The sequence below is a fragment of the Halobaculum magnesiiphilum genome (genome assembly GCF_019823105.1).
Classification (GTDB): domain Archaea; phylum Halobacteriota; class Halobacteria; order Halobacteriales; family Haloferacaceae; genus Halobaculum; species Halobaculum magnesiiphilum.
The window spans coordinates 148984-162934 of record NZ_CP081960.1 but is presented as its reverse complement, the minus strand read 5'-3'; the positions used below and the strand labels follow the sequence as shown (position 1 = coordinate 162934).

15 protein-coding genes are annotated in these 13951 nt (G+C 69.2%); 8 read left to right on the top strand and 7 right to left on the bottom strand.

The genetic code is table 11. The features are described 5' to 3' along the window. The first annotated feature begins 105 nt into the window (after positions 1–105). From K6T50_RS17295 to K6T50_RS17275, 5 genes are all read left to right on the top strand, one after another. A complete protein-coding gene (locus tag K6T50_RS17295) occupies positions 106–1299 on the top strand; it encodes an outer membrane protein assembly factor BamB family protein (RefSeq protein ID WP_222609482.1) in 1194 nt (397 codons plus the stop codon). Positions 1300–1487: 188 nt separating this feature from the next. Further along, the gene (locus K6T50_RS17290; protein WP_222609481.1) at positions 1488–2756 is read left to right on the top strand and encodes an acyl-CoA dehydrogenase family protein; all 1269 of its coding nucleotides are present in this window, start codon (positions 1488–1490) and stop codon (positions 2754–2756) included. Next, positions 2756–4051: an alkaline phosphatase family protein gene (locus K6T50_RS17285; RefSeq protein ID WP_222609480.1), complete on the top strand. Its 1296-nt coding sequence runs from the start codon at positions 2756–2758 to the stop codon at positions 4049–4051. The genes K6T50_RS17290 and K6T50_RS17285 overlap by 1 nt, the downstream gene beginning before the upstream one ends. Next, a complete protein-coding gene (locus K6T50_RS17280) occupies positions 4033–5535 on the top strand; it encodes a hypothetical protein (RefSeq protein WP_222609479.1) in 1503 nt (500 codons plus the stop codon). Before K6T50_RS17285 ends, K6T50_RS17280 begins: the two co-directional genes overlap by 19 nt. Next, complete coding sequence (locus tag K6T50_RS17275; protein ID WP_222609478.1) at positions 5532–6131, top strand: adenylyltransferase/cytidyltransferase family protein; 600 nt, start codon at positions 5532–5534, stop codon at positions 6129–6131. Before K6T50_RS17280 ends, K6T50_RS17275 begins: the two co-directional genes overlap by 4 nt. 431 nt (positions 6132–6562) lie before the next feature. Here the strand turns inward: K6T50_RS17275 and K6T50_RS17270 are convergent, their stop codons facing one another. From K6T50_RS17270 to K6T50_RS17255, 4 genes are read right to left on the bottom strand one after another with little or no spacing between them, the layout of a single operon-like run. Continuing rightward, positions 6563–7342, bottom strand: a complete 780-nt coding sequence (locus tag K6T50_RS17270; RefSeq protein WP_222609477.1) for a 2-oxo acid dehydrogenase subunit E2 — start codon at positions 7340–7342, stop codon at positions 6563–6565. A gap of 6 nt (positions 7343–7348) precedes the next feature. Next, entirely contained in the window at positions 7349–7660 is a 312-nt protein-coding gene (locus K6T50_RS17265; protein ID WP_222609476.1) for a lipoyl domain-containing protein, read from the bottom strand. Then, positions 7657–8682 (bottom strand): alpha-ketoacid dehydrogenase subunit beta, encoded by a 1026-nt coding sequence (locus tag K6T50_RS17260; RefSeq protein WP_222609475.1) that lies wholly within the window; start codon positions 8680–8682, stop codon positions 7657–7659. Before K6T50_RS17260 ends, K6T50_RS17265 begins: the two co-directional genes overlap by 4 nt. After that, positions 8682–9707 (bottom strand): thiamine pyrophosphate-dependent dehydrogenase E1 component subunit alpha, encoded by a 1026-nt coding sequence (locus K6T50_RS17255; RefSeq protein ID WP_222609559.1) that lies wholly within the window; start codon positions 9705–9707, stop codon positions 8682–8684. Before K6T50_RS17255 ends, K6T50_RS17260 begins: the two co-directional genes overlap by 1 nt. 319 nt (positions 9708–10026) lie before the next feature. On the opposite strand from K6T50_RS17255, the gene K6T50_RS17250 reads away from it, so the two are divergent. The 3 genes from K6T50_RS17250 (at position 10027) to fer (ending at position 12526) form a co-directional block, all read left to right on the top strand. Beyond that, complete coding sequence (locus K6T50_RS17250; protein WP_222609474.1) at positions 10027–11238, top strand: sugar phosphate isomerase/epimerase family protein; 1212 nt, start codon at positions 10027–10029, stop codon at positions 11236–11238. A 203-nt stretch (positions 11239–11441) separates the two neighbouring features. After that, complete coding sequence (locus tag K6T50_RS17245) at positions 11442–11591, top strand: hypothetical protein (RefSeq protein WP_222609473.1); 150 nt, start codon at positions 11442–11444, stop codon at positions 11589–11591. Between the two features lie 188 nt (positions 11592–11779). Continuing rightward, on the top strand, positions 11780–12526 hold the full coding sequence (gene fer, locus K6T50_RS17240; protein ID WP_222609472.1) for a ferredoxin Fer: 747 nt from the start codon (positions 11780–11782) through the stop codon (positions 12524–12526). 22 nt (positions 12527–12548) lie between these two features. Here the strand turns inward: fer and K6T50_RS17235 are convergent, their stop codons facing one another. From K6T50_RS17235 to K6T50_RS17225, 3 genes are all read right to left on the bottom strand, one after another. Beyond that, positions 12549–12920, bottom strand: coding sequence for a winged helix-turn-helix domain-containing protein (locus K6T50_RS17235; RefSeq protein ID WP_222609471.1), 372 nt, complete (start codon positions 12918–12920; stop codon positions 12549–12551). Positions 12921–13319: 399 nt separating this feature from the next. Further along, positions 13320–13463 (bottom strand): hypothetical protein, encoded by a 144-nt coding sequence (locus K6T50_RS17230; protein ID WP_222609470.1) that lies wholly within the window; start codon positions 13461–13463, stop codon positions 13320–13322. Positions 13464–13729: 266 nt separating this feature from the next. Further along, positions 13730–13870 (bottom strand): hypothetical protein, encoded by a 141-nt coding sequence (locus K6T50_RS17225; RefSeq protein ID WP_222609469.1) that lies wholly within the window; start codon positions 13868–13870, stop codon positions 13730–13732. Positions 13871–13951 lie beyond the last annotated feature (81 nt).

Genomic DNA, 13951 nt, shown 5'->3' with positions numbered 1-13951 from the left:
TTCGGAGTGACGATCTTGTAACCAACGCGTTCTACTGTCCGCCGTGAGACGCCGACCGGGGGACGGTGCAGAAAAGATATTGGTCCACGTACGGACGTGTGAACGATGCCCTCCAGACGCGCTGTACTTGCCGGACTCGCCGGCGGCACCGTCGGCTCCCTCGCGGGCTGTGTGAGCACCGCCGGACCCTCGGCAACGCCGGGAACCGACTCGGACACGGACTGGCCGATGTTCGGTGCCGATCGCCTGCGGTCGGGGTACGTTCCCTCGGCGGCCGCTCCACGATCCGCACCCAGCGAACGCTTTACGGCCTCGCTTGAGGGAACGCCCATCGGCCAACCCATCGTTGCCGACGGAACCGTCTTCCAGTCGACGTGGTACGGTATCGAGGCGTTCGATGCGGCCGACGGCGAGTCGCTGTGGCGGTTCCGAGACGAGGAGCCGGGAGACACGGCTGTCCAGTACCAGCCGCCGGCCGTTCACGACGGAATCGCGTACGTGGGAACGGAATCGGGCCTCGTCGCGCTCGATGCGGGATCGGGCGAGGTGCGATGGCGCGTGGAAACGGACAGTCGGGTCTCGGCACCGCCGGTAGCGGGGTACGACTGGAACCACCTCTACGTCGGGACGATCGAGGGAACCCTCCTCGACGTGGTGCTCGAGGAAGGGAGTTCCGAACCGCCGGGGACGGTCCAGTGGACGAAATCCGTGTACGGGGAGATCGTCAGGCTCGTCGCTTCGAACGTCGCCGGCGTGACTGCGGGGACGAGTGGCGGGGAGGTGTTCATGGTGTACGACGGCCGGGGGCTCTGGCGCACGAAAGTCCCCGGCGGCGTCACCGCGATGACGGCCGAACGGGGAAACTCGCTGTACGTCGCGACCTTCGGCGGCGGCGTCCTCAAGCTACGAACCGCCGCCCACGCCGGCCGTGTGAGCTGGCACACGGAGGATGGACCGGTCGCACAGGGGCTACTCGTTCGTGCTGCCGGTGGGGTATACGGTGCCGATGGCGGCGGCCTTACAGCGTTGGGTACCGACGGCGGAAAGGAACGCTGGACGGTCGACGACGCCGCGAGCAGCGTTCCCGCAGCCGCCGGTGACACGCTGTACATCGCCGGGGAGGACAGTATCCTCGCGTACAAGTTCGACGGCGGGACCGGCGTCGGCGGGGCACGGATCGACCCACGGCGATGGGAGTACACCCACGACGGCGGGTACGTCTCGGGCGTGAGTGTCGCGGACGGCGCCGTCTTCGCGGCCGTCGGTGACGGCGATCAGCGGATCCTCGCGCTGGAGTGATCCGGCGCGATTCGTCCGTTCCCCCTGTATTTGACAGGCCGACCTTTCGAGCTTAGATTCCCCCGCGGATTTCATTGGAGCGGCTCGAGATGTCTCGGACGCGGGGAAACCCGTTTGTCGGAACGATGAACCGGTAATCGGCCACGGTCGAGCCAATACTTATCCACCGGAGTGCGAATCGGTATCATATGACGACGTTCCCCGAGGACGACGCGCTCGCTGGCGAGTTCACTGTCCCCGACGACGTACGGCCGGTCGTCGATCGAGTGATCGAGTTCATCGAGGAGGAGGTGCTGCCGTACGAGGAGGAACACGCCGACCACGTCGGCGGCCCCCTGGACTACCTCGACGACGACGGCCTCATGAAGCCCGAGACGCGCGCGATGCAGGAGGAGATCCGGAAGCGCAGCGCCGACGCGGGGCTGTACGCGCTGCATCTCCCCGAGGAGGTCGGCGGCGGCGGCCTCTCGAACCGCGAGCACTTCTACGTCCAGGAGGCGGTGTTCCGCTACGGCACCGGACACGGGTCCAGCGTCGCCCGGGCGATGATGGCGTGGACCGAGGGGCCCTCTCCCGCGCTGTTGCATCTCGACGAAGACCAGCGCGAGGAGTGGCTCCGACCGCTCGTCGAAGGGCGGAAGACTGCCTGCATCGGCATCACCGAGCCGGGCGCCGGCTCGGACGTGACGGCCATCTCGACCACCGCCGAGCGCGACGGCGACGGCTGGGTGCTCAACGGCGACAAGCGCTACATCACGAACGGGCCGTTCGCCGACACCGCACAGATCCTCGCGAAGGTGGAGGGGGCGGAGGGGCCGGCCCACGAGACGATGGGGATGTTCCTCGTCGACACCGATAACTCCGGCTTCGAGGTGGGGCAGCCGAACCTGAACATCATGATGGACGGCATCACCTCGGACGTACATCTCCGCGACTGCCGGGTCGGCGGCGACCAGCTCGTCGGCGAGGTCGGGGACGGTCTGCCGTTGGCGCTGTCGTGGGTCAACTGGCGCCGCGCCGGCCGCGCCGGGATGTGTGCCGGGATGGGGCGGTACCTCCTCGACCGGATGCTCACGTACGCGAAGGATCGCGAGACCTTCGGCGAGTCCATCGGCACCAATCAGGCCGTGCAGTGGCCCATCGTCGAGACGGCGACGGAGATCCACGCCGTCCGCGAGTTCGGGACGGCACTGCTGGGCGCCTATGACGCCGAGGCGAACCTTCACGACCTCGACCAGCCGGCGACCGCACGTCGGAAGCTCTCGATGCTGAAGTACTACCCCGAGGACCGACTGTTCGACTGGGCCGACCGCGCGATCCAGGTGCTCGGCGGCTACGGCCTCATGCGCGCCGGCGGCGTCGAACGCGTGTTCCGAGTGGCCCGTAACCTCCGGATCCCCGCGGGGACGACGGAGATGCAGAAACGTACCATCGCGAAGACCCTCGGCTTGGAGTGATGCGCGGGACGGACCGCTCCATCCTGCTGCTCCTGCTCGACGGGGCGGCCGACCGGCCGGCGCCAGAGCTGGACGGCCGAACGCCGCTGGAGGCCGCGGAGACGCCGAACCTCGACCGCCTCGCGGCCGCCGGGATCAACGGGACGATGCACGTCGCCGACCCGGGCGTCCCGCTGTCGAGCGACCTCGCACACACCCGGCTGTTCGGCTACGATCCCGAGGAGGTACCGGGGCGGGGCGTGCTTGAGGCACGAGGCTTCGGCCGCGACCCCCCCGCCGGCAGCGTCGTCTGCTCGGCGTCGTTCGCGTCGCTGGACCCGGAGACCGGAACGCGTGTCACGGACCGACACCTCCCCGCCGACGCCGCCGATTTCCCCGCGCTCGCGGACCGGGCCGGCGTCGCTTCCGTCGACGTGCCGGTGGTCGAGGGCTGCACCGCGAGCTTCGAATACACGTGGAAGAACCGGGGACTGGTGACGATTACTGCGGACACGGTGGTGTCGCCGGCGGTCACCGACGTGGACCCCTTCGAGGAGGGACTCCCGGTCATCGCCAGCGAGCCGACACGCGCCGCGGACCACCGGGCCGCCGCCCGCCGGACCGCCGACGCGCTGCGGACGTACACGCGCTCGACACGGTCGGGGCTGGCGGACGCAACGGGACCGGCGGACGTGGTGCTCTCGAAGTGGGCCGGCACGCCGACGCGCGTCGAGTCGTTCCGGCGGCGCCACGGCTTGGAGGCCGCGAGCGTGACGCCCAAGCCGGTGTTGACGGGGCTGGCTCGGACCCTCGGGATGACCCACGTCGACCCGCCGGACGGGTACGACGCCAGGGCGAACCTAGCGCTCGACACGCTCGCAGAGAACGAGTTCGTCCACGTCCACTACCCGGAGCCGGACGAAGTGTCCCACGCCGCCGGCCCGTCAGCGAAGCGCGACGAGTTGGAGTCCATCGACGCGTCGCTCGCGCCGGTGGTCGAGCGCGCGCTGGAGGACCCCGAGTTGGTCACCGTCGTTACCGCCGACCACACCACGCCGAGCACTGAGGACGTGGTCCACTCGGGCGAGCCGGTGCCCGTGACGATGGTCGCCGACCCCGTCCGCGTCGACGACGTTGAGGAAGTCGGCGAGCGCCCGGCCGCCCGAGGTCACTTCCGGGACGTGCGCGGTCGGGAGCTGTTGAAGACCGCGCGGGCGGCCGCCGACCGCGTCATGCTCGACGGGCTGCGTCGGACGCCGGCGGTCCGGGACTACCCGACGACGGAGGTGACCCCGCTGTGGCCGCGCGAGGAGTGAACTGGAGCCGGGTCGTCGCCGACGGCGGACGCGACCGCGACCGGTCGGGCGGAGCACCCAGCGTCACGCCGGCTACCGGGGCAGATCCGCGGCGATGCGGCTGTGCCGGCAAGACTCCACTCGACCGGGTGGTGTTGCCGGCACGCGACCGCGTCGCGGCCGCCCTCGACGGGACGAGCGTCCGGCTGGGGCCAGACACCGACGCGGCGATCCTCCGAGGATCGGCCGGCGTCGACCCGGTCGATCGCGAAGTCGACACGGTCGCGCTCGGCGAGGAACAACCCGCGGCCCCGTTCGCCGGCGACGGGGGCGGCGCTCCCGTCGTGACGCTCGCGTGTGTGTTCGTCGGCGACGACCTCGCGGACCCGGACGCCCTCGGCGACGCGCTGGCGACCGCCTACGCCGGCCTCGACGGGCCGGACGTGACGATCGGGAAGGGCCACGCCGTGCAGATTCCCGACCTCGATGGCGGCGTCCTGTGGCTCGAGCACCTCCGGCGGGGAGACAGCGAGAACGACTGCGACCGCGACGGCGCCACCGACTCCGACCGCGACGGCGGCGAAGCCAACGCCGGAAGGGCCGGCGGGGCGTCGGGAACCGCATCCGCGGGCTTCGTCGCGGCGAACGTCGATGCGGTCCACGCGTTTCCGGACCTGACGCCGCCGGAGCAGGCGCGGATCGCCGCCCTCAACGCCTGCAATGACGTGTACGCCGTCGGGGCGACCGCCGACCGCGTCGTCCGTCCGGTCGTCGCGTCACCTGCCGGCGTCGACCCACCCGCGTCGCAGGCGACCGACTGGTATCGTGCGGGGATCCCAGCAGAGGTATCGGTGCTCCCGGCGTCGGTACTCGGTCACGGGGGGGAGAGCTGGCTCCTCGGCGCGAGCGTCACCGCCCGCGGAGGCGTTGACCCGACCGAGCCGCCGCTCCCCGACGACTGCGGCGTACTCCTGACGCGGCCGCTCGGCGGGTTGGCGGCGTTCGCGCTCGGTCATATCGACGGCGACCGGGGCCTCCGCGAGTTGGGACGGGACCGGCTCACGGGGGACGCCCGACCCGTCGCGGAGGCGCTGGCCGCGTGTCGACCGGAGCCCGACGAACCGTTCGATCCGGCGCGACACCTCGCTCGCGTTACCGACGTGTCCGGGGAGGGGATCGGCGGCGTCGGCCGGCTGGTCGCTCGCGACGGGCGGTCGCTTCGGCTCGACCGACTTCCGTTCCTGCCGGGAGTCGCCGACGCGGCAGCGGGAGGATGGACGATCCCCGACGCGACCGTGGAGACGAACGGCCCGTTCGCGGCGATCGGAACGCCGAGCGCCCTGGCGCGAGCGAGCGAGCGACTTCGGAGCGTCGAGGGCGCCGACCCCGTCCGGATCGGTACGCTCGACCGCGGCGACGCGCCGATCCGCGACGCCACCGGCGGCGACCCGGTGCAGTTCGTCGAGGCGGCCGCGCGCTGGCCGGCCGCGGGGGAGGAACGATGACCGTCGGCCACGTCCACGGCCGCTTTCAGCCGTTCCACGACGGCCACCTCGCGTACTGCGAGTGGGCCGCCGGCGAGTGTGACGAGCTGATCGTCGGGATCACCAACGCCGACCCCGCACACGTCGCCCACGAGACGGCCGACCCGGAGCGTGACGACCCGCGGAACAACCCGTTCCGCTACCACGAGCGCCACCGGATGGTGCGCGACGCGCTGGCGGCCGCGGATCTGGACGTCCCCGTTCGCGTACTCCCGTTCCCGATCAACCGCCCGGAGCTGTGGGAGCACTACGCGCCGCCGGACGCGCTGCACCTCCTCAGGGTGCTCGAACCGTGGCACGAGGTGAAGGCGGACCGTCTGCGCGAGCACGGGCGAGCCGTGCGGACGATCGAGGCCGAGCGCACGGTGAGCGGAACGGCGATCCGTGAATCGATGGCCGCCGAGGACGACGGCCGCGGTGCACGGGACAGCAACCGACAGGATGCCACGTCCGACGCCAACGCCGGTCGCTGGCGTGAGTCGGTGCCGCCGCCCGTGGAGGCGGTGATCGACGACATCGACGGAGCGGCGCGCGTGCGGTCGTTAGTCGACGAGTGACCGGCGGGGACGTTCGACAGGTGAGGGCCGGCTACGGCGTTCCCGACTCGGATCCTGCTCAGTACTACCGAAGACTGTCGGGAAATATGTCGGATGGAATGTCGTCAGTCAGTACGATGTTCGGTTCGATGAGGTCGGCGTTCGCCTCAGTGAGAAACTGCTCGAGACACCCCTCGCAGAGTTCTAACTCCGTCCTCCGTTCTTCCCCGCCCTCAGGAGAAAACCGCAGTGTGTAGCGATCGCAGTCTCCTATTCCACAGTGAACACATGTCATCTCAACCGGATACGAGGTAGATAGTATAAATAATTTTATATTATTTCACATACCCATCATTTATCCCTAGCTACGGATCGTCCCCAGTGCCGTCTGATAGCCTGAAAGTTGTCTGGAGAATATGATAGTATTGAGCCGGTACGGCCCCCGTCCGTGGTCATCCCTCGAACAGTTCGTCCGGCTCCTCGATCACGGTCGCGAGCGTCCGGAGGAACCGTCCCGCGTCGGCACCGTCGACGACGCGGTGGTCGAAGCTGAGATCCAAGGGGAGGTGCCGGCGAAACGCGACGGCGCCGCCGTCGTCGTCCGGACGGACCGCCCGCTCCCGCACGGCGTTCACCCCCAGGATCGCGACCTGCGGGGGGTTGATGATCGGCGTGAACGAGTCGACCCCGAGCGGGCCGAGGTTCGAGACGGTGAACGTCCCGCCGCGGAGGTCGGCCGTGTCGTAGTCGCCGGCGCGCACGCGGTCTACGAGCGCCGTTCGTCGGCGGTGGATCTCCGCGATCGACAGCGGTCCCACGTCAGCGAGGACGGGCGCGACGAGCCCCTGTTCGAGGTCGACGCCGTATCCGAGGTTGTGCTCCTCGTACACGCGGCGGGTGCCGTCCTCGAACGTGGCGTTGAACGAGGGATGTCGATCCAGCGTCGCCGAGACCGCCGCCAACACCGCGTCCGACAGCGAGAGATCGACGCCGTGGCGGTCGCCGGCGACGTCGACCGCCTCGAACAGCGCCTCGGCGTCGACGACGCGCGTCGCCGTGACGTGAACCGCCTCGCTGTAGCTCTCGTGGAGCCGGCGCGCGATCGTCCGCCGCATCGGACTCGGCGTGTGCTCCTCGGCGACCGTGCGTGTCGCCGGCTCGTCTCGTGGCGTATCGGCCGCGTCGCCGCCGTCCGTGCGGACGTGCTGTGAACCCCGGCGGTCATCTGCCATCCGCGATCACCCCTCCGGCTCGACGTAGCCGAGCACGTCGCCGCGGTCGAACTCGCCGTCCTCGTCGACGACGATCTCCGCGAGGGTTCCCGACGCGGGGGCGGGCACGTCCACGTCGACCTTCTCGACCTGGAACTCGGCGATCCGGTCGCCCTCCGACACCCGGCTCCCCTCCGAGACGAACCAGTTGAGCAGCAGCCCCACGTCGTCGTCGGTGTCGCCGGGCCACAGCGCCCCGCTGTCGACGGGGACGCGGTCGTCGCCGCCGTCAGTGGCCGTGGTGAGGCCGCCGTCGATGTGCGGATCGCGCCGGCTCATTCGCCGACCGAGCGGACCGCTTCGGCCACGTCCTCGGCGCCGGGGATCACCGCGTCCTCCATCGGCCGCGAGTACGGGATGGGCACGTCGGGAACGGCGACGCGCTCGACCGCCTCCAGCGCATCGAGGTCCGACTCGGCGACGCTGGAGATGATCTCGCCCGTGACGCCGTACGACTGGTAGTCCTCGTCGACGACGACGAGGCTACCCGTCTTCCGCACGGACTCCAGCACCGTCTCGCGGTCCAGGGGCTTCAGCGTCCGGAGGTCGATCACCTCCGCGTCGATCCCCTCGTGGGCGAGGGTCTCGGCGGCCTCCAGCGCGCGATGGACGTGCAGCCCGAGCGTGACGACCGTCACGTCGTCGCCCTCGCGTTTCACGTCGGCCTTGCCGAAGGGGATGGTGTACTCCTCCTCGGGGACGGGCGTCTTCGGCCCGTCGGGGGCGGGCATCCAGCCGATCCCCATGAGCCGCTTGTGGAACATGTAGACGACCGGGTCGTCGTCGCGGATGGCGTTGTGCATCAGCCCCTTGGCGTCGTACGCCGTCGAGGGGACGACCACCTTCATGCCGGGGAGGTGCGCGAACGTCCCGTACAGCGTTTGGGAGTGCTGGGCGGCGTCATTGTACGTGCCGCCGACGGCGGTGGTGAGCACCATCGGAACGCTGACGGACGCCCCGCTCATGTAGGTGTTCTTCGCCATCTGGTTGTAGATCTGGTCCATCGCGACGCCGAAGAAGTCGACGAACATCAGCTCGGCGATGGGGCGCATCCCCGCCTGAGCGGCGCCGACGGCCGCGCCGAGGTACGCCGTCTCGCTGATGGGCACGTCCATCACGCGGTCGCGGCCGAACTCGTCGAGCAGCCCCGTGGTGGAGTCGAAGATGCCGCCGTAGTCGGCGACGTCCTCGCCCATGTAGAACACCTCCTCGTCGGCGCGCATCTCGCTGGCGATCGCCTCGACCATCGCGTCGCTCATCGTCGCTGTGCGCCCCGTCTGCTGTTGTTCCTGGGAACTCATCAGTCGTCACCCCCTGCGGCCGCGCCGGCGTCGGAGAACTCCGGCTCCTCGTCGGTCACGCCCGACGGCGGGTTCGTGAACACGTGGTCGTGGGCCGCCTCCGGCTCGGGCAGCGGCTGTTGTTTCGCCCACGTGACCGCCTCGTCGACCCGCTCTGCCGCCCGGTCGCGGATCTCCTCCAGCTCCTCGTCGTCGATGCCGAACTCACGCATGTCGGCCGCGAGGCGCTCGATGGAGTCGCGTTCGGCCGCCCGCTCCTGATCCTCCTCGGGGCGATACGTCTCCGGGTCGCCCATGAAGTGGCCCATCCGGCGGTGGACCTGCACCTCCAGGACGGTGGGTCCGTTACCGTCGCGGGCTCGTCCGACCGCCTCGGCGCCGGCCTCGTACACCGCGCGGGCGTCGTCGCTGTCGACGCGGACGCCGTGCATGTCGAAGCCGTCAGCGCGGGCGGAGCCGTCCTGCGGGCTCGTGACGCGCTCCTTCGGCATGCTGATCGCCCAGTCGTTGTCCTCGATGACGAACACGACCGGCAGGTCGTGGACGCTCGCCATGTTGAGCGATTCCAGGAACCCGCCCTGGTCGATCGCGCCCTCGCCGAGGTACGCGACGGCGACGCTGTCGGTGTTTCGCTTCTTCGCGGCCATCCCCGCGCCGACCGCGGGCGGGCACCCCTGCGCGATGATCCCGCTACACGCGAAGTTCACGTCCGGGTCGAACAGGTGCATGTGCCCGCCCTTCCCGTGGCACAGCCCCGTCTCCCGGCCGAAGATCTCCGCGGTCATTCGCTTCAGGTCCACCCCCTTCGCGATGGCGACGTGGTGCGGTCGGTGCGGTGCCGTGACGGTGTCGTCGTCGCGGAGGTGGTGACACACGCCCACCGCGGCCGCCTCCTGGCCGGCCGCGAGGTGAAGTTCGCCGGGAACCTCGCCGGCGCTGATGTCGAACCCCGGTCGTTTCCCCTCCATGTACTCCTCCTGGAGGCGCTCCTCGTAGAGGCGCGCCGTTACCATGTCCTCGTACATCCGCCGCAGTTGGTCCGGGCTAGCTGTTGGCATGCTCCGCGTCAACTATCCACGTATCACCATATCAAGGTGACCCCAGATTGTCACGTGCGGGCACGTTTGCCCCGAATGGCGTCATCTCGCCGGCGTCAGCGGTTCCGATGCGTTCCGGGTGCCAACGCACAGCAACTCGTAACCGCCCGAAACGAATCGGGGAGGCGAACGGACGGAATCGCCAACTACCCTTTTCGGTACTCACGCCGGTGTGTAACGTGTCACACAGCTATCGTGTGTGACGCGACGCGATGCGACCCGAACGAGGTCACGGAGTGACGACACCATGCCACCGAAACGACGAGACGTACTCAAGGCGACGGGTGGAACAGTCGCGCTCGGCGCAGGCGCCGCGGGGATGGACGAGGCGCTGGCGGAGGACATCGACCGAGCGCGAGAAGTACGACAGCAGCAACAACAGGCGGACGTCGACGTGCTCGCGTCCTACTGGGCACACGCGGGCGACGTGAAACCGTTCACGGGACGCGAGTGGAGTCCCTGGGACCTGGAGAACCGCGTGGAGATGCTCGCGGAGGTCGGCTTCACGGGGATCGGCCTCTACCACGCCGACATCCAGCACATGGTCGAGGCGGAGGGTCGGACGCTCGAAGGGATCGGGCAGACGATACGCGACGCCGGGATCGACACGATCGAGTTGGAGTTCCTCGTGAACTGGCTCCTCCCGGAGGACGATCCGCGACGGCAAGCCGAGGAGGAGACTCGACAGCTCCTTCTCGATGCCGCCGAGGCGATGGATGCGCGCCACATCAAGATCGGGAACATCAACGGCTACCCGGTGGAGACGGACGCGCTCGCCGACCGGTTCGCGACGTTCTGCGAAGAGGCGGCCGCAGTCGACACGCTCGTCGGGATGGAGATCCTGCCGCCGGATCCGAATTCGCAGACCCTCGATCAGGCGCTCGAATGGGTGAGCGGTCCGGAGAACGGCGGCCTGTTCCTCGACACCTGGCACATCACGAACATCGAGACGATCGACTACGACGACGTGGCGGCGCTGTCGCCCGAGGACATCACCGCCGTCGAGATCGACGACGGGTTCACCGACACCGGCCGCGGCGGCTTCGTCGAGAACACCGTCAACATGCGCCGGGTCCCCGGCTACGGCGACTTCGACGTGCAGGGATTCGTCGACGCCTGCCGGGAGGCCGGATTCGCCGGCCCGTGGGGCAACGAGATCCTCTCGGAGGAGTACCGCCGGCGCGGGATGGAGAGCGCGTACACGCATACCTACGAGGGCGCGCTCTCGGTGCTCGGCGATGCGGGCGCCGACACGGACGACGGAGACGACGACGGAACGGAGGAGCCGACCGGCACCCCGGAGGAGACGCCCGAGGGGACCGAGACGCCGGGAACCGAACCGCCGAACGGTACTGAGACCGGGACGCCGAACGGTACCGAGACAGGAACACCCGACGGAACTCCGACTGGGACCCCCGACGGCACTCCGACCGGAACGCCGACGGAGACGCCCGAGTAGGCACGCGGCACGGGCGGGCCCGGCACGAACGGGTCGGGCGCCGACGGCGGATGCAAGCGACCGCCGTCGGTCGGGACCGCCCCTCGACACTGCGGACTCGCACACGGCCGAACACTGATTAGGAACCGCCTACGGGGGCACGAACGACGTGCCCTCGCGAGATCTCGCCGGTGGCTGTTCGAGACGGTCGTGCGCTCCCGCGAGTGGAAGCCCGAGCCCGGAAGGTTGGCCCCGAGCGCGTCGAGCGGGTCCACGCGGGACTCGACGTCGGGGACCTGTCGAACCACGACTGGTCGGGCCGGCTGATCCGCGAGCGATCGAACGACAACGGAATCACGGTGTTCGACGACTGAGCGGTCACACGACCGCCGGGGGATGAGGGAACCGGGGACCTCTGACAGTTTCATCCCGACCACTCCCGGGTTCCCGCGCGTAGTAGTGTGTGAGTCGACATATTCTCACGGCGGTCGTGCGTCGGCCGCGTCCAGAACGCGTCGCCGCGGGGAACGGCGTTATATGTCCCTCGTCCCTACCGTGCGTCGTGGATTCTCCGTACGACGTACTGGGGCTCGACGCCGACGCCGACGATACGGAGATCGAACGCGCCTACCGACGGCGGGTGAAGGAGGCGCACCCGGATCGGGGCGGCTCGATGGAGGAGTTCCAGCGCGTCCGCGAGGCGTACGAGGCCGCGATCTCGGGAACTGCGGTCCCGGCCACCGAGGCCGTCCCCGAGAGTAACGGGGCGGCACCGCCTCGGAAGGAACCGGGGGTTGCGGAGTCGGGCGCCGACACGAGCACCGACCCGGCCGATCGAACCGGCGGGGAGCACGGAAACGGCACCGCAAACGGGTCCGAGGCGACGACCACCCGCGTCGAGTATCTGAACTACGAGGTCGTCGCCGACCACGGGTGGGAGATCGACGACGACGACCTCTTCGAGACGGCGTCGGACGCCGACCTCGATGCGGACGACTACGGAATGTTCCTCGCGGAGCCGGGCGAGACCCTCCTCGAGGCGGCCGAACAGCGCGGGTTCGCGTGGCCGTTCGCCTGTCGCGGCGGCGCATGCGCGAACTGCGCCGTCGCGGTGGTGGAGGGCGAACTCGACAGCACCGTCGACAACGTGCTCACCGACGATCTGGTCGACCGCGGGTTCCGGCTCTCGTGTATCGGCCGGCCGGTTTCCGAGACGCTTCGCGTCGTCTACAACGTCAAGCACCTGCCCGGGCTCGAAGACCTGCGCCTGCCGGCCGACCGGTTCGAGCGCGCGCGTGCCGACGACTGACCGGGCGACGCGGGGAGCCGCCTCAGAGGGTCAGCTTGAGAACGGGCGCGTCGACGGCGTGCATCGTCGGCTCCGCGCCGAAGCTGACGACCAGCGTTTCGACTGGGCGCGAGTACTCGCTGGCGTGGTGGCCGCCCTCGCTGACGCGAGTCGTTTCCTCCACGAGCGGGGTGTCGACCAGTTCGTTCACGCAGCGGTACACCGTCGAGAGCGGGATGTCTCCGGCCGCCTGAAGCTCCTTCGCGGTCAGCGGGCCATCCTCCAGCGCCCGGACCACCGTGCGGCACGCCTCGCTGTCGAGTGCGTCGAACAGCCGGGCCGTCTCCGCGGGCGACGCGTGGACCACCGGCGTCTCGATGCCGGTCGCCGGATCGGACGCCGTCGAACGGGTCACTGCCCACCCCGCTGGAGCGCGCGCTCAACGCCGGTACGTGGGGCCGGTGTCGGCCGACGACGGGTCGTGACCTGGGTGACACGCCACATACAACGGAATCGACCAAGCGCCCCGTTAGTTATACACCCGTACAATCGCGGTATTGTGTCGTTTCGACCCGTACGATGGCGGATCCGGTCGTCGACGACGGGTTGAGGAGGCAAAAAACGCGGTCTCCGGGAGGCGACCGCGACCCTGGCTGGTTCGACGGTCGATACGACACGTCGATCGATTCGTCCGCTCGGGAGGGCGGTGCCACGGAGACACACCGGCGATCACGGCGGTCAGCGACGGTCGCGCCGGCCAACCGCGTGTGAGTGCCCCGTTCCCGTTGTACCGAGCTCCGCCCCTGTCACGCAGTTACCGCCGCGTCGGCGCCTCCTCGTGCTCGTCGGAGTCCTCCTCGGACTCCGGCTCGAGGAAGTGCGGTCCGCGCTGGTAGCGCGGCGTCGCGGCGAACTTACGAATCCGTTCCTGCTCTTCGTCCGTGATCCAGTTCGGCACGAACCGTGATACCACCATATAGGATAAAGTAATATTCAGGGTAGCCGAAAGTAGCACGTCGTTAAACGGGTGATAGAACCCTGAGATCGCCGGGGAACCTCTGTTCCATGCCTGTAAGAACGATTCCAGTGGTATGGTTGAGCCTCGTCGAGGACGGATGTCGCCGGGATCGGAGCTGCGAGTCGTAGCACCCGCCTACCGATCTTCCGGACGACGCGTCGATACCGATCTCCTCCGGACGGCGCGTCGGGGCTGTCGTCGACCGTTCAGCTCCCGTACTCGTCGGCCAACTCCGGTCGGGTACGTCGTTCGACGACGCGAGCAAGTACCAGAACGATCGCTGCGATGACCGCGAACGCGATGGGTTTCTTCGACATTGCGGTCGGGTCCAGGACGATGCCACCCATCGTTATACACCTGATAGCGGGGACGGCCCCGTCGGGCTGGGTCGCCGATAGGCACCCGGCGTAGCAGCCGGTCGACGGTCG

Excerpts from the sequence above, each read along its gene's own strand:
- K6T50_RS17285 (WP_222609480.1), top strand. The coding sequence starts at position 2,756 with ATGCGCGGGACGGACCGCTCCATCCTGCTGCTCCTGCTCGACGGGGCG.
- K6T50_RS17290 (WP_222609481.1), top strand. The coding sequence starts at position 1,488 with ATGACGACGTTCCCCGAGGACGACGCGCTCGCTGGCGAGTTCACTGTC.
- K6T50_RS17275 (WP_222609478.1), top strand. The coding sequence starts at position 5,532 with ATGACCGTCGGCCACGTCCACGGCCGCTTTCAGCCGTTCCACGACGGC.
- K6T50_RS17295 (WP_222609482.1), top strand. The coding sequence starts at position 106 with ATGCCCTCCAGACGCGCTGTACTTGCCGGACTCGCCGGCGGCACCGTC.
- K6T50_RS17265 (WP_222609476.1), bottom strand. The coding sequence starts at position 7,660 with ATGAGCCGGCGCGATCCGCACATCGACGGCGGCCTCACCACGGCCACT.
- K6T50_RS17270 (WP_222609477.1), bottom strand. The coding sequence starts at position 7,342 with ATGGCAGATGACCGCCGGGGTTCACAGCACGTCCGCACGGACGGCGGC.
- K6T50_RS17255 (WP_222609559.1), bottom strand. The coding sequence starts at position 9,707 with ATGTACGAGGACATGGTAACGGCGCGCCTCTACGAGGAGCGCCTCCAG.
- K6T50_RS17260 (WP_222609475.1), bottom strand. The coding sequence starts at position 8,682 with ATGAGTTCCCAGGAACAACAGCAGACGGGGCGCACAGCGACGATGAGC.
- K6T50_RS17225 (WP_222609469.1), bottom strand. The coding sequence starts at position 13,870 with ATGGGTGGCATCGTCCTGGACCCGACCGCAATGTCGAAGAAACCCATC.
- K6T50_RS17250 (WP_222609474.1), top strand. The coding sequence starts at position 10,027 with ATGCCACCGAAACGACGAGACGTACTCAAGGCGACGGGTGGAACAGTC.